Genomic DNA, 20,928 nt, shown 5'->3' with positions numbered 1-20,928 from the left:
TTGTTTTTTTAAAAGTGACTACGTGTGCCGAAACGACTTCAACGGTTAATTTCGGCACACTCTTTCAGAATGTGCATTCTTAAGTCGAGCCCTGATAATTTTAGGCAAACAATGATGTTGCGTATTTGCCAAAAAATTGTGCATAGTTCTGTTTTTTTAGCGTTATTAATTTGCAACTTTAGAAGAAAAGAGCCATTGCTCAATTGGCTTGGTGCGAACCAAGGCTAGTTGAAATGCCGGTGGCAATTCAGATTCGATGTTAACGGCAAGGCGCAGGTCCTGTATTACGTATTGCACCATAGACGCACGACAGCGGATAAATCGATTATCGGCACCTGCCATGTACTCGTCTCGAATCACCTTAGCCTGAGCTGCACTTAGTTGTGGATGAGGTATTACTTCAAACGAGACTTCCGTATCCCATGCAATGTCAGAAGGCGCATCAGCTGGTCGATTACTGCTGCCTGACTTGGCTGATTTGATCCGACCGAGCGCAAAGTCGCGATATTCCATGGACTTTAAGTCCAGGCCACGGACATGCCACCGCCGCCCCGCCTGAATCATTTTATGGGGAAACAATTCTCTGGGATGTGGTTCGGGTGTCGTCATAGACGCATATACAATTTCTACTGAAGTGCCTCGACTGCAAGCTCGATGTAGAGCTGAGAAAATATGCGCGCTGACACAAGTTAGATCAATTCGGCCATCAAAAATTACGCCGCTTCCCTGTTGACGTGCTCGCTGTAGAAGCTCCGCATAATCCGCAACGTTGCCCGTGCTCAATATTGGGCGCACAGTATTCGGGATGGCCTCAAATAGACGTTCAGTCGTATTCCATCGGCAACAGTCAGGAAACGATTCACGATATGCTTTGATCAGTATGCTGGCAGCACCTAGCCCAATTTCATAGAGCTCGCGTAAGCGAGCGTTTCCGACTTGGCCTTCCCACAGCAGAAGGATTTCGATGTCCCGCAACCGCTGATCAGCCTGGGTTGACGTTCGCGGCATGGGCTCCTCCTTTTGAAACTTTAAAATAACGCATTCTAAATCATGTTGCAAATAATTGCATCTTGCAATAATATGCAACTTAAATGAATTGCAAGTTGTGGGCTGAAGGTAAATTTACCAAGACTGATTCACGAATCTCGCTATGCCGCTTCCAGATCTTTCACATTTATTAAAGACGTCCGCCAGGCTGATCGATTTGCACGATTCATGGCGCGCTTATGCTGAATCGCCTGTTTACCAAAAGGACACGCGTACCGGTCACGGCGACGGTCGATATGTCGGACTTGCAATAGCATGTCTTGCAGGGTTGCATGAGCTTGGCCGCCGTAGCGGCGACGAGTATTCACCGCTTGCTCTCATCTCGCAGCAGGTACGTACTGAGCTACCTTGGGCGGAGGAGGTGGACATCGAATATGTGCTGAACGTGCTATCGCGACCAACTGAACTCAAACTCTTGCTGCAAGGTGTGGAAGGTAGTGGGCATGTTATCTCGGAGAAGGACACCAATCTGGCCGACAAAGCATCCAATGTTGCAGAATTCCGACTTTCGCGTATGGGTCGTATGGCTATTGGAATGGCGGCCAGTTCTGACGATGATCATCAAGATATTCTCTACATTGAAGGCGATGTTACCAAGTTGATCGTCGCGCTGGAGCGTGGACGGCTAAAGGCGGCTTTGGGATTCCTCGACCAAATGAACGAGCAATTGCGTGTGGCGCATAGTTCGCTCGTTTCTTTGATGGAGCGAGGAGGACGTGCCTTGCGTGCTGTGCAAGATGAGCTAAAAGAACACACTTCAATAATGACACGTACCAATGAATTGGTACGCTCCGCCGACAACAAAATCAACGAGATCATTCGATCCGACATCGAGTTGGATGATGACGAAGTCCCGATCGGTTTGGTGCGCGAACGTGTGCGTGAGTTATCGCGCGGAATTGTACGCTATTCCCGACAACTATCCCAATTATCTGCCGAAACGTCGCGTGGCATCTCCTCGTCCGTCGAGGCTCCATCGTTTGCAGCGTACGCGCAGAAATGGGTCACCAACCCGCCGACAGATGCCAGATTGAATCAAGTTTTCGACGCACTTGGCCCAACTCGTCTCTCAGGTATAGCGCCCGTCGGTACAGATTTTGTGGGTGCGATAAAACAGCGTGTTCAGATTGAGCAAGAAGAACAGCAGGTTGACATGAACGACTACGTCCCACCGTTGGAGCACGAATACATTAGGTGGCTTCAGGAGAATCGTGTGGCGATCGAAGCGAGGATCTTAAACGGGGGGCTCGCGCTTGATGAAGCAATTGCGGACGGGTTGGCGGGACGTGGCGATGACGAAGCTTTTGCCTGTCTTGTCACGGCAATGAATGCAATAGAATCCTGGACGGATTTACCTGACCTGGCGCTCTCCATGCGTGAGCAACTGACGAAATTCTCCTTACCAGAGATGGACTTAATGTTTAGCGGCCTGTCGATTTCGGCAGACCAATCTGCTGCTCTTGCCACAGCGAAGGAGAAATAATGACACCATATGAGATGGGCAAGATCAGCGCCTTCCTCCTGGTGCATCGCCGGATTGAAGAGCGCTCGCAGCGACGGCCAATTCACAAAGAGGAACGCGATTTTGCCGAAATTCTTAGGGATGCTGGAGTAGACGAAATGCGTCTGCTCGAAGAGATGATGACAGGATATGGCTTTGAGCTTGTCATGTTGACAGCCTTCGACGTCAAGGGCATTTCCCCGGGTGCCCGAGCCTATATGCTTGTGCGGCTGACAAATGCAGTTTGCCCGCTTCTGGAGACCTCAAAAGTTATTGATGCAATGGGTACCGGCTCGACCAGAAATTCAGTTGCCAAAATCTGGTTTACTCAGATCTGGCTTCTACATTTGGATTTAATCTATTCCGCCAGAGGACGCGGCCCGCAGGAACGTAATGAATGGCTTGAATCTAATTTCACCAAGGAGCAATTGTTAGAGGCTGTACGCTCTCATATCAACGGCTTTGTGCGTAAGCTAAACCCCGAATTTGCCAGCACCAGCGAAGTCTATAGCGTTTTAAGTGCAGAGAAAGGATCGGAGTTGCCGCGCTATGTGCAGCGTTTTTTGAACTTGATGGTCGACGCGGGTATGCTGGAAGAAATTGCGCAACATAGCTACCGGCAATCATTACTAGCGGCTGTCGAAATGAAGACTAACTACGATCGAGTGTTGGCACCGTTGATGGTCGACCTTGGACCTCAAATGCCAGTATTTGGGCAAATCGCCCAACCATTGTTGACTACCTCCACTGATAATCCAAACGAACGGAAAGAGTAATGAGCCTAATCGCGCGCATCGAGATTTGCAACTACTTGACCGAAGGGTTGAATGCCAACCGGCGCATAGCCGACTGGCACCCTTTGATTAATGCCGTGACACTACGCTTGGACTCGAAGTCGGCATTGCTCAATCTCACCAACGGCGGTGGGAAGACGTCCATGGCCGATTTGAGCCTGTATTTGCTCAGTCGTGACCAACGTCTGCTCGGGAAGATCCGTGATAAATGCTCACCGAAAGATCGTGGTTACACTCACGCTAGAATCGAATTTAGAGACACTAGTGATGATGCGTATGTGGAACCGGACTTGCTTGAGACAGATCCATTGAACGTTCCCGGACAGACTTACGTTGTTGGGGTAGTTTTGTACGACAAGGCAGACGAAATTCCCATTTTCTATTGCTACAGCGGTGCGCTTGAAGACTCGCCGTGCTATGAAGTGAAAGATGGTATTGTTAAGCTAGTGCCAGATGCGCGATTTATTGAAAAAACCAGATCGCTACGTGGCTGCCAATGGAACAAGCATACGAACAAGGCGCATTGGGAGGATGTTATTTCACTCCACATTTCTACAGATGTATTGCGACGAAACGTGAAATACCAATGTGAGGGGTCTGACGATAAAAATGCGCAATTCTTTGCGTTTAAGACGCGGGGCGGTGAAACGTACGCTGAAGCATTCTTCCGCGCAGTGGTGGCCCCTGACTTGTTGACCAATATTCTGAGCACCTGGGCAGAGGAAGGGGAACAGTCAATCGAAGATACTCTATACCTTAGTTTGAGCCAAATCGTTAAGACTGACAGTGAAATTTTAAAGAAGGACAATATTCTTAAAAAGCGAGAAGCACAGCTCAATGACTTAAAGCCGTTGCTCGTGCTTGGTCAAAAAGCCAGTGAGGCCCAAGAGACTGCAAGACAGACCCTGGAAAGTATTCGTAAGGATGTAGCACTGGCAGAACGATATGGCAGGCAAGCAAGTAAAGGAGTACTGCCCGGTGTGCCCAAGTCGCCTGATTGTCTTGTACGTGATCCAGACCAAGATCCACGCGTGATGCAGGTGATACGTGGCATGTTCCTGGGGGCAGACGGAAGAGTCTTACTTTTTGCGGATGTGCTGGCAGAAATTGCCAACGTTGATACCGGGAAGATGAATCAGGCTGCGGAAAGAAAGCGCATTTCCCCAATAATTGCTAGTTCGCAAGTCATTGATTTTAAATGTGATAGTGTAAATCTCAGAGCTGGCGGGAGGGGTGGTGGCGTTAGCAGAAAAGGCTATCCTCGTGACGAGGCGTTGCAGGTTTTGGAATTGGTAAAAAATCATGATTCTGCAGTAACCGATGGACTTGCGGGTGCCTTGGAATTGGCCTTTGATATTGCTGAAGATCAATTAAATACTAATCCGGCATCCATTGAGCTACGGGGCCTTGACCGCGCAAGCTATAAACTCAAACAACGCATCAGTGTGATCAAGAGTGAAGCAGAGAATTTGGAGCGTGAAGAAAAATTTCTGCGCCAACAGGTGACTTCGCGCACGGAGAATCAAGCGTCTTGGAAGGAATTTCAGAAGCAAGCCAGTTTACTGCCAGAGTCGTTGCGTAATGAACCGAACGCTGCGAAGAATTGGTTATGCGATAGACAGGAAGCACTGCGTCAGGAAAACAACTCCAACCTAGTGCGCCATACCAAGCTAGCTGGCAAATGGACTGTGTATATAGAGCTGCTCGAACAGGCTGGTCTGGAAGGGAGCGCCGGTATCCATAGGGAACACTTCGAACGGCAAAAGCATAAAAGCGATCTGCTGCAACAAGAAAAAAACCTTGGAACCAAAAGAAAGACGCTTGCTCAAGAAATGCAATTGGCGACGAAGGAACGTGAGTCGCTTCAAATGAAAAAATTTGAAATCGAACAAAAACAGAGCAACTTCGATCGCCTGCACGTGGGTTATGTGCACTTTCGGCAGGTATTTGGTGCCATAAATCCAAGTGATGTTGACCCAGAAAAGGAATTGCGCACAGCACGCGCAGCATGCGAGAAGCTCAGAGCAGACTTAGACAGAGTGCTCAACGAGATTGCTGAAAAAACTGCACTGCAAAGTGCTGCTGCTAGGTTTGGTGACCTGTTCGGCACGGTCGATCCGATGACCTACAACCCAATTGAGAAAGAGCGCGCATGGCGTGATATCCAAGTTGGTGCAGAGCAAAGTGCCGCTCGATTATTAGAAAAAGTTGAAGCGCTCGACAACTTTGAGAGTCTGTATGTCGACCAGACGCCGAATCATTGGTTGTCAAATGCAGATACGCGGCGTAGCGAATTGTTCAAGGCGATACAGGCGCTGGATGGCGAAATAGTGCAGATACAGCGAGAAATTGATGCGATCAACAAACTCAGTGTAGTCGACGATGGTCACTATGGCATGGCTTGGGAAGCACTGATTCGTGCTGACATACCTTGTAAGCGGGTCGTCGATGTGCTCTTGCACGAGGAATATGAGCCAGCGGTGAAGCAAGCTGCTATCAGCGCCATGTCTGGATTATTGCCTGCACCTGTCTTTTCCACCCATGATGCGATGGTGCGAGCTGCACAGTATTTGGCGAGCTTGGACATCACGATTCCACTGATTGCCGCTGATGAACTGAAAGCAGCTTTGATGGAGCGCATTACGCTCGGTCACGATGTCTATATGGCGGGCTATGTTGCAGGCCCGTATTCGCGCCAAGCCCGTATTCTGCTGGAACCGGCCTATGCGCAGTCGGAGAAACAGCGACTGGCAGGTGCATTGAATGATTGCGAGCGACAAGTCATTAGCCACAAGGCGGAAAGTTCAAGTATCCATCCGGACAGTGACACGTATCGGCTCGCGCAGACAGCACGCGATGCGGTTAATCAAAACGCACGAGTACGGTTCAAAAATTACAGTGACGAAGCCTCTGAAGCGATGCGTCATATAGAAACAATTAAGCCTCAAACAACAACAGGTGCATTAGAAATCCTAAAAGCGGCCAAAGAGTACCTTATGTTCGGCGCAGATACGGCACTAGTGGCATTAAAAGAGCAATCTGTTGAGTTAACTGCCTGCTTGCAAGGAGAGCTTGAGCCTAGGCTAAACAATGCAGAGCGCCGGGCTATGCCAGAAAATATACTGGCGCGCGCTAATGCTATTGATTACCTCAAGCTGGGAGGCGAGGCTAGTCACAACCACCTGCGAGCAATGTTTATAGAAATCTGTGGAAAACTTGCCACAGCCCTGGCGCAATGGGAAGACCTGTTGGAGCAAGAACAGGAGCTAGAATTCGCCTTAGAAGAAATGTCCAATCAGCGCCGCCGCTTCGACGAAGAACATGGAGACGAAAAAATCAGGTTACTATCTTTAGCTGTCGAGATGGATGGCGACGAGGAAAGTAAGGCGTTCATGCGCGGCTTTGATGAAGCCGTCAAAAGGTGTACTCTAGATGAGAACCAGGTGCGTGATGCACTTCAGGTCAACTTTGACCGTGCCCAGATCTATCGCGATAATATGGGAGTTTCAGACGCCGAGATTGAAGTTCGTTGCACACAGATTGCGGCAAAGCTTTCACAATTGGTTACGGAAGCGCAGAATGCGAATGGCAGGCTGGAAGCGATCGACAAGGACGAGAGACCAGCGCTGGCAAGAGCCGCACGTGCAATTCATGAGCTTGCCGTAGAGCTGGTCTTGCTAGCGTCTTCAATGCGCCTGGCCAACGAAGCGACGCATACCGATTTTCCTGAGATTAATTTTCCTGTTGAAGCCCATCCGCTATATCAGCCTTTAGAACAAGTGAGCCATAAGCTGCGTTCGCGTGATTTCGACTACGCCTTGCTCGAAACGGTCACTGAACTGAAAACAGTGCTTCAGGGAATCAATGCCGACAATACGGCGCGCGAGTATCACCAAGCTCGAAAAAATCTGACGGAAGCACTAAAATTATTCGAAGCAGCAAAGGAGACCTATTGTGCAAAGGCCCAGGATCAGTCGGCAGGAGATGCAACGGCGATGAACTCTCTAGAAATAGCCGAAATTGCGCAAGCAGACGTGACACGTCTACAAGCATTGGCAACGTTGTTTACGAATCTTCAGCATTCTATAGAGCGTGATAAAGAAGATGCGGAGAAAACCAAAGCAACTGCGATTGCCGCCCATGACACTGGTATCGAAGCGCTGTCGCGACTCATTGGCAATGCCCAGAACAATCTGACAACGCTAGAAAAAGTGATGTCCCGTTACCCAAAGGGGCGTTTCTTTGTACGAGCTGATATTGTGCCAGATGATCGGATCATGGAGATTTTGGCAGACCTAAAAGACCATGTAGCTCGCCAATTTGGTTCGTCGGCAAGTGGAATTGTGAGCCGCTCGGACGAGGGAAATATAAAAACCAGCCTGAAAAGTGCGCTTATAGAGCGTGTGTTTTTGAATCCATCAGTTGAATTCGTCAACGCGGCGATTTGGAGTGGTAGGCGAGAAGCGTTGACTGAGCGTCTATCAACCGGTCAAAAAGTTGCACTGCAATTCATGTGGATCGTACGTCAGGCCGAGTTTGAAATCGAGCGTCGGCTGCTTGACATGGGACACACAAAAGCGAAGAAGGAGCGCAATGCAGCCAATCGCATGATCATCATCGATGGTATCTTCAGTAGCTTATCTAATCGTGAACTCATCAAAGAAGCTATGAGTGGCCTACGCGATCTGGGTGGCAACTTTCAGATCATCGGTTTGCTGCATTCGGACACTTGGGTCAACGATTATCAAGTATTCCCCGTATATCTCGTAGGCCGCAAACTACATAACCGCAGCGGCCATAGACTGATATCTTTTTCAGAAGAGCATGCTGACGGGACAATGGCCATATTTTCTTCCTATGCAAGTAAACCCGCTAGCCAACTTGCAAGTTAATGGACGTGCAGCCCATGGATATACAGTTCGATTCTGACTTTGCGCAGCGAGTACTTGATGCAGTGCGCAGCCTTGGCAGAGGAAAAAAACTTCGTTCTGACACACTCAAGACTCGCTTATGTCATAAGACTGGTTTACTGCCAATAGAGGTGGATGAGGGTATTCGGGAATTGCATCGTCACGGCCTGCTCATGTTCCAAGCCAATGCAAGGGGACAACCTATTTCCGGCTATGTCGAGTTTGTGCCAAAAGAGAAAGTTATTTCGGACGAAGAGACCTGCTGGAGTGATGCGCTCAAAATGCAAGGATTTAATGAGGTTATGGTGGCTTTACTCATGCCGCTTGCATCTCGTTTGACGGGTATGACGACGGGTGATGTTCAAATATTGGCGAAATGCCTGGCGACACTGAAGGGCTCTGACAAGTTTCATGAATTAAGCGATGTTGGGCCAAATGTAAGTGCTCGAATGGTGATGGGTAGTGCCAAGGTCATCTCAAGAATTCCACCTAAGGCAATGGCGTTGTTGGGTCTGCATTCTCACCTTCATAGCCCTTCGCCAAGGTATCTCTTACATGCGGGGCCGGCGGCGAATGTGGAGTCCACCTCGACCTTACTCATTGAGAACCCACAGGCTTTTGAAAATGCTGTCGCCTCAGGGTTGGCTGATCGAATGTCGTTGGTATGTACATTTGGCTTCGCCCTATCGTATGTAGGTCAGGTGTGGCCTGGCAGCTTAGAAGATAAACAGCAAGGTGAACTTCATGTGTTGCAGCGATGTGGTAGCAAGCGCAGCATCGCTGAACTATTTGGTGCCCCGCAGGTGTATTTCTGGGGCGATCTTGATATCGGGGCATTGAAGATCTTCTTGGCTTGTCGATCAGCGATACCCACACTCCAACTTAGCGCGATCTACAAAGCGATGGAAGGACATTTACTTGATCCGATGCAGTCACACCCGTATGCGGAGATTTACGACAAAGAAGGGCAGGCGCGGATGTTTGCATTTCTGGACCAAACAATTGAGGTCGAGCCCGCAGTCCACGCACTATTCAAACAATGTGCCCGTCGCGGGGTTGATCAGGAGATCGTCAGCGTTGCAGATATAGCGCTCCTTGGTGGCATGCGATATTAAACTCCAGGCTATAAGGTATGAAGGCCTGACAGACTCTTTGTGCAGAGCCAGCTTGATTTTCCTGGTGTCTGAAAGGCATACGGGGTTGGGGATTCGGGTGAAACTTGATTACAGCATTGGTGTTAGCCGAATTCGAGCGATGAAGTTTTACGTGATTGCCACGCGACTGATACGTTTGTTGTATGTGTTGATAAGGCTGGAGATTTTCGGAAAGGCGTTGTTTAAATAAGCTGTTACTTATATTTCAATAAGAATATAAGCAAAATAGGCTGAAAATCGTGCGCGAAATGAGCTGTAAATTATTTCTTTTCATATATGAATTTTATGCCCAAATTGAGATCATTCTCTCAGATTCACTAGACTTTATAGCTAAGTAAAAAGAGTTGAATAGAGAACTAATGGATCTAATGAGGTAGTTCTTGTAAAAATCTAAAATGGAAGGAAATTAAAGATGAAAAAGCCAATTGGCACTACAGCCAAAACTGGAGAAAAATGCCCTGAAAGTGGTGTATGGCAGTCTCAGGATTCGCCCTCTACAACCGCTCCTATCGCAATTCACAACACAATGCCACCTCATAACCAAAAGGCGGTAGTGTGGAAATTAATTCGATATGCGTAAATTCAGAGTAAGGAAAACTCAGTAATATTATGGAGTTTTCCTTTGGCCCAATGTAAAGGAAGACTTATATCTTTACATGGGCCTTTCTATATACTTCAGCGTATTGAATGCAGAGGTATACCATGTACAAAATTGCCGTCATTGAGGACAATTGCGCTACAAATGACAAATTTAAGTCGTTCTTGCTCAGTATTTGGCAAGATTGTGATGTCAAGCAATATTTGACTGTTGATACAGCTTTAGAAGGCCTCCGCACAATAAATTTCGACTTGATAGTGTCAGACATAGATCTTGGCGATGGAACGGACAGATATGGAGGCTTAAAAATTATCAAAGCCCTAGACTCTCAACGAACTCCCTTTTTGGTGGTGTCTGGTCTACCGCAACCAGAAATTCATCGTGGAATATTTGCCGCACTTGATGCCTGGGACTATTTGCAAAAACCCGTAACTTTTACCGATTTTGCGAAACAAGTCAAAAGAGCTATTGCCTTTAGGAATGAGCAAAAAGAAGAATCTTTGCACGGGGATCTACTGACTCAGGGCGTTCCAGATCTAGAGATTGATCTCTCGTCTAGAGAGATGGTTAAATGGAAAAAAAAGCGTGTGACTCTATCAATGACTCAGATTCGCATTTTACAAAAAATGATCGAGAATCTTAATCAACAAGTCAAATACGAGCATTTCTTCTTAGATATCGAAACTGGTCGCAATAAAGAAAATCTACGGGTGCATGTTGCGACAATACGTGAAGCATTTAAGGCAGTTGATCCTACGTTTAATAAAATTCGCACGATTACGATGATTGGATACAGTTGGCGTGAAGATGAATAATCTAACTAGGCTTCGTTCATTGGCAATACGATGCAATACTTGGGTTCATACATATCGTCTGACTATACAAACAGCGTTTTTTCTCCTGGCGCTGGTAGGGCTTTCATCCTGGGGCTTATACGTATTCATAAAATATTCAGCTACAAAAGCAAGAAATGTACAAAGTGAATTATTTGAGCGCGATTTGCGTGACTTAGTAAATCACTTTGATACTGATGAGCGATTTGTGCTTGATCGGAACTTGGCGAATTTCCTATTGCTTGATAGAGCCATGGGCCCCTTGTTACTTCCTCGTCTTTACTATATATCTCTTCCTTCAAGCAATTCTCGCACACTGCCGCGCCAACCTCCCAGAAATTGCTTTGTCAACCTTAAAGTAAAAGCACCATCAGAAAAATATTTTTCGGACCCAGATCGTTTCTGTTCTTATTTTGTTGAAAATCAAGGTCTTGGTAATTATGTTTTTTTAAACATTGAACTAAGCGATGATTCGATTACACCATTGAAGCAGGGAGATATTTCACTTTCAGCCGATTCATTAGAGATCGAGTTCAGTTTTAATAAGCTGTCAGCAAAATGGCGGCTTTTGGTCCAATCTATTGGACAAGAAAAACTTGGGCGTTATGAACTGACTGCTTTTCGAAAGAAAATTAATGGAGTGGTCGAACGTGATCGAAGGCTAGAGGCTTGGGGATACGTCAAGCACCAAAATGACGGTCATCAGAAAATGTATGTATTAGCACGCCTCGATATTAAAGAATTTCTTGATCAAAAAACATCTGCTCAGGCAGACGCTATTTGGCCTCCAACTGGATGGGAGAGCGCGAAATTTTCACTGTCTCGATATGATTATTCACATTCTAATCAGATATCAAAAACAATAGAATACGAAAAAAATGGAGAAACGGTTCTTTCTATCCCATCTCTTGCCACCCCTTTTTTTTCAGCGCGGGCATCAATAGACATCATCGCGTCTGAAAACGGTATATTGAAGGCGCAACATCGGATATTTCCTCCTCAAATGAACCAAATCGACAGTGGTGATTCATATTTGAGTTTTATTGATGGAGATATCTTGATTCGGAAAAATCCACTTGTCCGCAAGCAGCCAATACCAGATACCAATTTATCTCTTGAGGTTAGACATCCAGGATTAGTGGTGGAAAAAAGCGCCTTGCGTGTTTTTAATTGGCTACTATTTTTAGCGATAAGCGCAATTATTACGGTAGCCTACTTTAGCGTAAAGTTATTGTTACCAGTTTTTAACTTATCACGATTTGCTCGCCGTCTCGCTCGCTCAAACGCCCGCAACACGTTTCTTCCATACGACAACAGAAAAGATGAAATTGGTATTCTCGCGAAAGCGTTTAACGAACTAATTTCTCGAGTCAAAGAACAAGTTGAACGGGAAATTCGAGATGCATCTGCTCGCGAAGCAGATGAAAATTTGCGCAGAGAAATAGCTGTAAGGAATAAGGAAGAAAATCTAAATATTATTGGGCACGAAATTCGCTCGCCATTACAGGCGTTAATTAGTCTTCATGCTCCCGCGACAGAAAGTCGCCGACATCTTGATAGGATACTTGCTGCTTTACCTCATCTGCAACAAGGGCTGTCGCCAGAAGATGCCATTAATTCGCGTAAACTGAATTTGGAGGCGATTGACATGGTAGTTTACATGGCAGAAATTGCAGCGAATGTGGCGCTTATCAATATACCGAATGTCATTTTTGTCAGCGACGCTGATAGCGCAACATGTCTGATTGATTCAGAGGCCTTTGAAGATGTAATTGACAAAGTAATTCAAAATGCAGATCGTCATAGAGAAAAAGAAACTCCAATAATTATTTCAGTGAAACGCAGAGGGAACGATATTTCAATAGAAATAAAAAATACTGGCCCGCAAATTCCAATGGAGATCATTGAAAAAATATTTGATTTTGGTGTTTCGACCTCAATGAAAGTGGATGGACAAACGAACGGTGTTGGATTATGGATAGCAAGAAGTTACTTAGCAAAAATGCGAGGGCGAATATCTGCAAAAAATGTAGATGACTGTAAGGTTGTATTTGAAATCATACTTCCAGAGATAAAAAGTGTTGCTTATCCAGATGAGATAGATGTGGCATTGCTACGAAAAAGATCCAACTAAGTTGTAGATATACCTGTAGATGTTGCTGCTTGCATTAAATACAGTTGAATTTGCTCTATAGCTTTGATACCAGCCTCCATCTTTTGCCTGGCAGAAGAATTGGCCGAGTGCACGGTCATCTTGGGCGGCTTGAAGCCATGCAGTGCGACAGCTTCCTCTATCCACAGCACCACATCATAGCCTGTGCCACGCTGATCGTCGCCTAGGTCATGGTCCAAGCTGATTTCTGCCACGGCATTGGTTTTCAGCAGACTAATGGCTTCGTCTGGCCAGTACACGCGTACCCAGCCTTCTGGTGTGGTGCGCTCGTCGTCCAGAAACACACGCAGAGCCAGAGAAGCTGGATCGGGTGAAGCCATGGCTGTGCGCACTAAATTATCGAGCTCCATTAAGCGCTCATAATCCTTGCTGCCAAATTCACGCCCGACAGGTACCACATTGGCCCAGAAAGAATCAATTTCCCCTAAAGAATTGCTGGATGGGCCTTTGAGGTAATCATCAATTAGCTGTTTCTGCGTTTTATTAGTCATGGCAAAACTCCCTATGCTCACTATTAATTGTCGTCATTGTGTTTACTTGGAAAACTATCCCGGAAGCTCAATAATCAGGTTTGGGTCGAAGTGAGCATTCTCCGGTGCACCTGCCCTGGTCTTATACCCACAGGGATTGCAGACCACACGGCAATCACCGATCTGATAGTCAAACGATTCATGCATGTGGCCATGAATCCAGAGATCGGACAGAGAGGCGATTTCATCCAAATTGGAAGCATAGGCAGCCGATACCATGTCATTGGCGTAGCGCTCCGAGATGGATTTCATTGAGGGAGCCATGTGGGTCACAACCACGGTCGGTCCTGCGAAGGGCTCGGTCAATTTTTGCTTGAGCCATGATTTGTGCTGTGAATGAAATTTGGCAGTGTCAGCAGATCGCAATTTGCGGTACCCAGCATTTGCTAGCCGAATGCGCTTGTAATCGTTCATGACTGCTTCTGCCTCGCGCATGGCAAATTGCCTTTCACTATCACCAAATAGGCGGAAATCTGTCCACATCGTTGCACCGAGAAACCGCACGTTTCCTAGGAAGTATTCACCACAGCTCAAGAAATGCACGTTGCCGGAAGCTGCGCAGGCAGTCTGAATATCTTCCTGCATATGCTCTAGATGTTTTCCATAGGATTCATGATTGCCATGCACATAGATCACAGGAATACCTGCAAATGCCTGTGCAGCCCATTCGACCGCCTTCGCACCTGTATCAATATCGCCCGCCAGGATCACCACATCCGGGCGACTGATGGTAGCATCAATGATGGGAGCTGCTTCACGCCACAGCTCATGATGAAGGTCCGATAAAGGCAAGATACGCATGATCACTTTCAATAAATAAAATCCTCTTTGTATAACGGATGGAAATAAATCTACCTTTAAGTGCTGAACTCGGATGTTTGAAAATAAATTTCGCTGCTGGTCATTAACTGCTCATGAAAAAAATATTCATCGACACAGAATTCACTGATTTCCTCGACCTGCACCTCATCAGCATAGGCTTGGTGAGTGCTACAGACGAGGAATTCTACGCAGAGATTCCATACCCAGATGCAAGCTGCAGCGCCTTTGTGCGTGAAGCAGTCATTCCGCTGCTAGGCAGGATACCTGGCGCAGCGATGACAAGAGATAGTTTATGCCAGCAGCTTCTTGCCTGGCTATCCGCCGTTCGCCCTGAGAACACGGATATAGAGATTTGCTACGACTACCAGACCGATTGGGACTTATTTATTGATGCTATCGATTATCAAGTTCCAGCTTGGTGCCGCCCGCTTCTGGTTGCCAGCAATATCGATGAAGTTCTGAAGTATGAGTTTTATAAGAAGCATGGCCTGCCTCCGCATCATGCTCTCTATGATGCCAGGGCGAACTTAGCCGCTTTTCAAGAAGCGCACGAGGATCATCAGTAAGGTAATGTCGTAGAGCGATTTACGTATTATTTTTTTCCGGCAGTTTCTTGCCCGCCAGCAGTAAATTGATGCGATGACTCCACTCCTTGGCCGCTGTACCGCTACCTATCTTCATGGTCACTGAAGGAGATTCCAGATCATTCAGATAAAATCTGAACCGATAGTTATTGTCTTTGACCTTAAATGTATCACCCTGCAACTTGACCTGCTCATTCCACAATATATCCCAGTTGCTGATCTCTGCAAAATCTACTACCCATACACAATGCCCGTTGTATTTCATGAACAGGATCTTCCTGGCATCAGGATCAAACAGGGTGTAGTCTTCCTCACGTGCAAATCCTATCGACTTACCGGACTCGAACTTCGTGCCGTATTCCTGATTGACCGATGCCAGCACAGAGAGCGCACGAGTCTTTCCTTGTTTGCTGATATACCTGATCCAGACGATGAAGCCACCAATGATCAGAATGGCGACTAGTTTTTCTGTCCATTTCTCCATTCCGCCTACCAGGAGGACGAAGGCAGTCACAACGCATACCAAGAAGTAGACCGTACCAAATAGAGAGGCGAGCGTATGTGAAGCAGCAGACGTTGATATGTCGTAAGGAGTGGGTCGTTTCATAAAAAGTGACATGTGTGGGAAGTGCCAAGGCCAGAAATTCAGTCTTAAACGCAATAATGATTGATCACCGACTATTGCCTGGCCACTTCTGCCTGGGTTGGCACATTCACGAGCCAGAAGCGGGAATCCTGGGCTTCATTCCAGTTATATCCCACTGTCATCATGATGCTGCCGATGTAGTAGTTGCCATTGGGATTGAAAAACAGGTCGTAACCAGGTTTATTGGGAAACAGATACTGTGGCGGTAATGGGCCACGCGTGCGCTGTGTGCCGGTGTGCTGCATCCCACTGACAACACCAAAGCTCTTCCACATCAGGCCGACATCCTTGAATGGTGTGTTCCGCACGATGTCGTCACCGCACACATTGAGATTGTCGTAATTGACTGAATGCTTTGCATCGTTCCATACCGTGAGCGACACGTTGATACAGTCATTGGCTGAATAGCGGCCAGGCAAGCCACCTGGTGGCATGCCGTAAAACCACTTGGGCAGCTTATTGATGTTGACAGCAACCCTGGGCCAGTCAGGAGAGCTACTCGATCCAATAATGTCTTTGGCAGGCAAATTGCTGAGACGCAGACTGCCATCTTGAGCAGCAGCTCCGGTTTTGTTATTTCCGCTCTGGACAGGGGCGATGATGGCATTACCAACCGTATTAATGGACGCGTTCAGTCGCTCGCCAAATGCCTGGCCAGTTGCTTGGACAGGCTGCCCATCTTTGCTCTCTTGCTGTGACGTTGGCGCTGTAACACATCCAGTAAGCGCGAAAATACCCAAAGGAAAAGCGGCGAACAGACGCCTTAGCCCTTGATGAGCACTCATTCTCATTACTATGCCCTTTCGGTTGAAGTGGGGTTAATACTTGGACCAAAGAAAAATAATTGCCGGTAAAAAAGCGTCAGCACGAAATATAGCCTTTCTTTGACTAATTGTCACTCATAGTTGCATATAAGTTCCTGATAGTTGGTGGACTGAAAAGTGTGTGGATTAGATGCTTGCAGCTATGAAGAAATCTAAAACACAACTCTCAATGCGGGAAATATTTGGCCAGAATCTGCGGCGTGCGCGCAGACTAAAAGACATCTCGCAGGAAGAATTAGCTCTACGCTCCGAGTTGAGTCGGACTTATGTGAGTGAGGTTGAGAGGGGCATACGGAATGTGTCGATAGATAATATGGACATTCTCGCCCAGGCCTTAGGCATATCACTAAGCGAACTTGTCAATCCTGAGATGTTCGCCGCTATCAAAGAACATTTGGATTGATAACAGATATGCGGAGTCTAGAGAGTTTATCGAATTTCCATAAAATGCCTAAAATCTGTAAAAATAGTGATGTTGATTAAATAGGTACGATCAAAACTATAAACTATGGCAACTCTCCCCTGTTTTGCTTCAGCTGAGCTTGAAGCTGTTTGTAAAGTGTTAGCTGACTCGACGAACGGTCTCACAGGAACCGAGATCGCATATCTGCTCTTGGAAATAGGTGTGGCTGACACAGACCCAACACTTACCAAGTGGAAACGTCTGTACAACGCCATGGTTCACAAACAAAATGAAGTCCAAGCAGGTAATTTCTTGATTCAGTTCATCAACAAAGCAATGGCCCCGGCCAAATATGTTTCGATGCCGGATCTGTTTCGCTGGCGTCAAGATGGTCTCAACGTAGCCCTTGCATTCTCGGGTTATCGAGTACGGAATGATGGCCTTGTCGTACATGCTACACGGGAGTCAACCGTTGATGGTGCTCGTGCTCGCGCTGGCCGTTTACACTCTCTGCTTGAAAGCCGAGGCACACATATCGAAGTGCTCAAGTATTGCAAAGCAGAGCTACTCGAAGAGAACTACTTTCATGCAGTGCTTGAAGCTGTGAAGGGTGTCGCGGAACGGCTACGAATCATGTCAGGACTGGGATCAGATGGTGCAGATCTCGTAAACTCTGTGTTTTCGGTGAAGTCTCCAATTTTAGCCATAAACTCGCTCAAGACAGACACCGAGCTGAGCGAACAAAAGGGAATTTCTAACATGCTTGTCGGCATTTTTGGCGCGATACGGAATCCTGTGGCACATGCACCAAAAACCACCTGGGCAATGCCGGAGCAAGATGCAATCGACGTATTTGGAATCCTGTCATACGTCCATCGAAAACTAGATGGCGCTACGAAGATATGATCCGACAGCCGTTATTACCGTTACCTGACTACCAAAGAATCTATCAAGTTATCTATAGCGCACTTGAATCGTCCAAAATCGCAGTTACGCACCGCTCCTGCATTTTCTTTGCAGTCGCCGGAGCAAGCATACTACGTGAACACTATCATCTTTCTGCGACGATCAGTGTTGGCAGTATGGCGCTTATGGTGGACGAACAACAGTCAAACGTTGTTGTGTATGGCCGAAGCGAAAACGGCTACTTTGTAAGCGATGAAAAGGCATTTCACGCATGGGTGGAATGTGATGGTTGGCTTATCGACTTTATGGCTCCAATCATGGGCGTTGCATTACGCAAAGATGGTATTGATTGGTCTATCTCCCCTCGAATGCTACAAAAGCACTTAGATGACAGCAAAAGCAGCCTTGGCGAGATTCGGCACCTTGGTGAATTCATCGTAGGTCATAACGAGACTTTAGCGGAGTCACTCATCGATAACCAGTCCAGTCGTTTTTTTCAACTTTTAAATACCTGTGTAACTTTGTATAGTAAACCACAGGAACAATCCGAGGCACTGGCACACAGCTATAGTCCAGTGACCAAGCTAATGCGAGATGCACCTTCAATTGACGGTATTTGGTGAATCCTTGCGCGGAATGCAGAACCAATTTTGACGTAAAGATTCAATTGAGCGTCGGTGTTTCCTACTGTCGGAAAGGCTCGCCGATTGGCAAAATTATTTCAAGGCTATGCAACAGCGAAGCAATTTTCTGCATGAATCGATCATGGCCTTAGGCGATGTGCTTCCCAAGGTTGCTGAAAAAGGATGTCGTTCACATTCAGGCATGTCGGTCAAGATGTGTAATATACATAACCTGAATACGAATATCTTCGTCACCACGAAACAAGTCGATTAAAGCATGATGACATCATCATAACGATTGTTTCTGAATTAGGACAAACAATTCCCGCCATCCAAAAATTGACAATATATGCCAACAAGTTGGTCTTAATGTTGGCAATTGGTTGCTGACGATTCAATTTTGAAAACAATTGTCAATATTGAACTTCGTAAGTTGATGAAATATTCACTTTTGGTTAGAGTAAATTCATTTGTATAAATGGCAAAGTGGGATCAAAACGCTAATTTCTGAATGAGGGTTATCTGACTTTCTCGCAAATCAACAAGCAATTGTTTGTCAAATAGCAACACTCACTGCCAACGGAGATGCTCCAGAAGCTGTTGACAAAGATTTTAACTAAAGTGAAAGCTAATAATCATGCACGAAATCATATGCCCTCACTGTGGTAATGCTTTCAAAATTGACGTGGCCGGATACTCAGATATCTTGAAACAGGTTAGATTGCTTACTTGATTTAATTTAAATGTTTCAAGTCAGCGCCGGCCTTACCCATTCGTAAATTTCAGATGCAAGTCTCGCTGGCTCTGGCATGCTAACTACTCGAAACCCATCCTGCTGAAGTTTCCATTCATGGTCGCCTATGACCTCCTCGATTCGCTTGTATTCTTTTTGCTCCATTGCTTGCGGATCAGGCAGCAATAGAAACAAGCCCATGGAATCAAGGCGGCGCTTACGGCAGCAGGTTTTCAAATCCAGGCTTGCCTTGAGGAGATTTATCTCCACAGTAGTCGATGTTTTGTACACAGCTGAGGTAACGCTGCCGCATGAGGTCGACGTCAGCAAGTTCAAGTCCAAGAAATGCCTGGAACCATCATCGCCGTCTATAAGAATTCCTGTTTGCGCCTCTTGAACAAAGCGCTCGAAATCGATGCCTGCGATTTCTTTTAAGTAACGGTTTACCAAACGCCGAGCGTTTGGTGTGTCGATCGTTTCGAAGTCGCCTCCTCGCTTCTTGGGAGAGGGGGCCATGGTGACGACTTCGGCAAATAGGCGCTCGACCTTGTCCTCCCTGTCTTCTCCCGATGTGAACAAGGGCGGCGAGATTGACAGGCAATGCGATTCAAAGCGGACAGCGTCAAGAGGCAGCTTGGCTTTGACGGCTTGTTGCAGAGCCTCTGCGGCATATGCCATTAATTCGCGCGCCGACTTTTGCGGGAACACGTCCGGGTACACGCATTCGAACTTCTTGAAATCGTCCAGCAACTTGAAATGCAGACGCTCGTCAGCGGATTGCACAGCCACACCCACAGTGAAGCGTTGCGGGGCAAATAGGTCAGGCTGCAGTTCGATTGTTGCCCATGCGCCCACAAAGGCTGGTTTGGGCGTGGCTTTGGCTGCTTGGCTCAGGCTCCCATGGTCTATCTTGATACTGATTGGTTTAGATTCGCTCATGCGATGACTCCCAATTGGTTAGCGAGCCAGCCTGGCTGCGATCGCGCATTCAACGTAGCGACGATGCCTGTTTTTGCGGCTGTTTGGTTTGGAAGTAGCAGGTCGATCAAGGCGTCGAGATCGGATTGCGCGTTCAAGAATGCACCCGCATGCCCAGTCGCAGCCTTGGCCATGTCTACCTGGAAGCGCTTGAACTGCTTGCTGTCGAGGGCGCGTTGAGCCTGCTCCATGAGACACTGCTTGTTAAAGCCCTTGGTCTTGCCGACCCATAGCGTATCGTAAAGCAAGGTCTCGTGATCGATCGTGGTGTAGCCCTTGTCTGAGCGGATGACATTGCCGAAGTTGCGGTCCCTGAGGTCGCTCCAATGGTCGAATGCGGCGAATTTCCGAGAGTCTTTCGAGCGCAGGAAAGCTTTGCGAGAGGCTATGAAATCCATTCGTTTGGCGTGGTCGCGCACTGCCGACCCAGGCACGGCCTGGCTACACCAAGCCGGGCAGAACGGAGCGGCAAAGTGATTGAACTCAAGTGGAAGGGGCTGGCTTTTACGTAGGGTTGCCACATCCACCAAGACGATGGCGACAAACTCAGCTCGGCTTAGTCCCGCATACCCGGCGAGCACCCATCCTAACGCTTCGCAAAGGAGGGCTGGGATGTCCGGGTCGGGCGCAAGCTTCACATAACAAATCCGCTCCTTGCCTGATTCGTCTGCGATCTTCGCGAGGTGGGTCGAATTGACGCCCGGATTGCCGGGTTGCCCTCTGAATTCGCGCCAGGCGGAGGCATCGAGGATTGGCACGCTCATCTCCCACCTCCCTCTGGCATTTTTAGCGTCGTCGAGCTCATTTTTGGCTGCGCGTTATCGTTAATAGCACATAGCATACCCTATCAAAATGATTCGCATGTTATT

At 47.2% G+C, this 20,928-nt stretch carries 17 protein-coding genes; 10 read left to right on the top strand and 7 right to left on the bottom strand.

The window, feature by feature from the left end; translation table 11 throughout:
• Nucleotides 1–165: 165 nt before the first annotated feature.
• Complete coding sequence (locus tag LZ463_RS03365) at nt 166–1,008, bottom strand: BrxR family transcriptional regulator (RefSeq protein ID WP_241453829.1); 843 nt, start codon at nt 1,006–1,008, stop codon at nt 166–168.
• 142 nt (nt 1,009–1,150) lie between these two features.
• On the opposite strand from LZ463_RS03365, the gene LZ463_RS03360 reads away from it, so the two are divergent.
• The 6 genes from LZ463_RS03360 to LZ463_RS03335 all read left to right on the top strand — a co-directional run bounded on the left by LZ463_RS03360 (nt 1,151) and on the right by LZ463_RS03335 (nt 12,971).
• Complete coding sequence (locus LZ463_RS03360; protein WP_241453828.1) at nt 1,151–2,530, top strand: hypothetical protein; 1,380 nt, start codon at nt 1,151–1,153, stop codon at nt 2,528–2,530.
• Nucleotides 2,530–3,324, top strand: a complete 795-nt coding sequence (locus LZ463_RS03355; RefSeq protein WP_241453827.1) for a hypothetical protein — start codon at nt 2,530–2,532, stop codon at nt 3,322–3,324. The genes LZ463_RS03360 and LZ463_RS03355 overlap by 1 nt, the downstream gene beginning before the upstream one ends.
• Complete coding sequence (locus LZ463_RS03350; protein ID WP_241453826.1) at nt 3,324–8,234, top strand: coiled-coil domain-containing protein; 4,911 nt, start codon at nt 3,324–3,326, stop codon at nt 8,232–8,234. The genes LZ463_RS03355 and LZ463_RS03350 overlap by 1 nt, the downstream gene beginning before the upstream one ends.
• Before the next feature lie 14 nt (nt 8,235–8,248).
• Nucleotides 8,249–9,367, top strand: a complete 1,119-nt coding sequence (locus tag LZ463_RS03345; RefSeq protein ID WP_241453825.1) for a hypothetical protein — start codon at nt 8,249–8,251, stop codon at nt 9,365–9,367.
• A 741-nt stretch (nt 9,368–10,108) separates the two neighbouring features.
• Nucleotides 10,109–10,819 (top strand): response regulator, encoded by a 711-nt coding sequence (locus LZ463_RS03340; RefSeq protein WP_241453824.1) that lies wholly within the window; start codon nt 10,109–10,111, stop codon nt 10,817–10,819.
• Nucleotides 10,812–12,971, top strand: a complete 2,160-nt coding sequence (locus tag LZ463_RS03335) for a sensor histidine kinase (protein WP_241453823.1) — start codon at nt 10,812–10,814, stop codon at nt 12,969–12,971. The genes LZ463_RS03340 and LZ463_RS03335 overlap by 8 nt, the downstream gene beginning before the upstream one ends.
• Here LZ463_RS03335 and LZ463_RS29200 read toward each other — a convergent pair.
• Both LZ463_RS29200 and LZ463_RS03325 read right to left on the bottom strand, forming a co-directional pair.
• A complete protein-coding gene (locus LZ463_RS29200) occupies nt 12,968–13,501 on the bottom strand; it encodes a cyclic-phosphate processing receiver domain-containing protein (RefSeq protein WP_347176238.1) in 534 nt (177 codons plus the stop codon). The genes LZ463_RS03335 and LZ463_RS29200 overlap by 4 nt on opposite strands.
• A 54-nt stretch (nt 13,502–13,555) precedes the next feature.
• Nucleotides 13,556–14,341, bottom strand: a complete 786-nt coding sequence (locus tag LZ463_RS03325; RefSeq protein ID WP_241453820.1) for a metallophosphoesterase — start codon at nt 14,339–14,341, stop codon at nt 13,556–13,558.
• Between the two features lie 113 nt (nt 14,342–14,454).
• Between LZ463_RS03325 and LZ463_RS03320 the strand changes: the two genes are divergently transcribed.
• A complete protein-coding gene (locus LZ463_RS03320; RefSeq protein ID WP_241453817.1) occupies nt 14,455–14,928 on the top strand; it encodes a 3'-5' exoribonuclease in 474 nt (157 codons plus the stop codon).
• A 19-nt stretch (nt 14,929–14,947) separates the two neighbouring features.
• Here LZ463_RS03320 and LZ463_RS03315 read toward each other — a convergent pair whose 3' ends face one another.
• Nucleotides 14,948–15,553 carry a hypothetical protein gene (locus LZ463_RS03315; protein ID WP_241453816.1) on the bottom strand — a complete coding sequence of 202 codons (606 nt, stop codon included), beginning with the start codon at nt 15,551–15,553 and terminating at the stop codon, nt 14,948–14,950.
• Between the two features lie 71 nt (nt 15,554–15,624).
• On the bottom strand, nt 15,625–16,377 hold the full coding sequence (locus LZ463_RS03310; RefSeq protein WP_241453814.1) for a hypothetical protein: 753 nt from the start codon (nt 16,375–16,377) through the stop codon (nt 15,625–15,627).
• 181 nt (nt 16,378–16,558) lie between these two features.
• On the opposite strand from LZ463_RS03310, the gene LZ463_RS03305 reads away from it, so the two are divergent.
• The 3 genes from LZ463_RS03305 to LZ463_RS03295 all read left to right on the top strand — a co-directional run bounded on the left by LZ463_RS03305 (nt 16,559) and on the right by LZ463_RS03295 (nt 18,348).
• Nucleotides 16,559–16,819: a helix-turn-helix domain-containing protein gene (locus tag LZ463_RS03305; protein ID WP_241453813.1), complete on the top strand. Its 261-nt coding sequence runs from the start codon at nt 16,559–16,561 to the stop codon at nt 16,817–16,819.
• A 105-nt stretch (nt 16,820–16,924) separates the two neighbouring features.
• The gene (locus LZ463_RS03300) at nt 16,925–17,725 is read left to right on the top strand and encodes a TIGR02391 family protein (RefSeq protein ID WP_241453812.1); all 801 of its coding nucleotides are present in this window, start codon (nt 16,925–16,927) and stop codon (nt 17,723–17,725) included.
• Nucleotides 17,722–18,348 carry a DUF2026 family protein gene (locus LZ463_RS03295; protein ID WP_241453811.1) on the top strand — a complete coding sequence of 209 codons (627 nt, stop codon included), beginning with the start codon at nt 17,722–17,724 and terminating at the stop codon, nt 18,346–18,348. Before LZ463_RS03300 ends, LZ463_RS03295 begins: the two co-directional genes overlap by 4 nt.
• Nucleotides 18,349–19,096: 748 nt before the next feature.
• Here the strand turns inward: LZ463_RS03295 and LZ463_RS03285 are convergent.
• Nucleotides 19,097–20,020 carry a hypothetical protein gene (locus LZ463_RS03285; protein ID WP_241453810.1) on the bottom strand — a complete coding sequence of 308 codons (924 nt, stop codon included), beginning with the start codon at nt 20,018–20,020 and terminating at the stop codon, nt 19,097–19,099.
• Nucleotides 20,017–20,823, bottom strand: a complete 807-nt coding sequence (locus LZ463_RS03280) for a hypothetical protein (RefSeq protein ID WP_241453805.1) — start codon at nt 20,821–20,823, stop codon at nt 20,017–20,019. Before LZ463_RS03280 ends, LZ463_RS03285 begins: the two co-directional genes overlap by 4 nt.
• Nucleotides 20,824–20,928: the final 105 nt, after the last annotated feature.

The sequence above is a fragment of the Undibacterium paludis genome (assembly GCF_022568815.1).
Taxonomy (GTDB): Bacteria; Pseudomonadota; Gammaproteobacteria; order Burkholderiales; family Burkholderiaceae_D; genus Undibacterium.
This window is presented reverse-complemented; position numbering and strand designations above follow the sequence as displayed.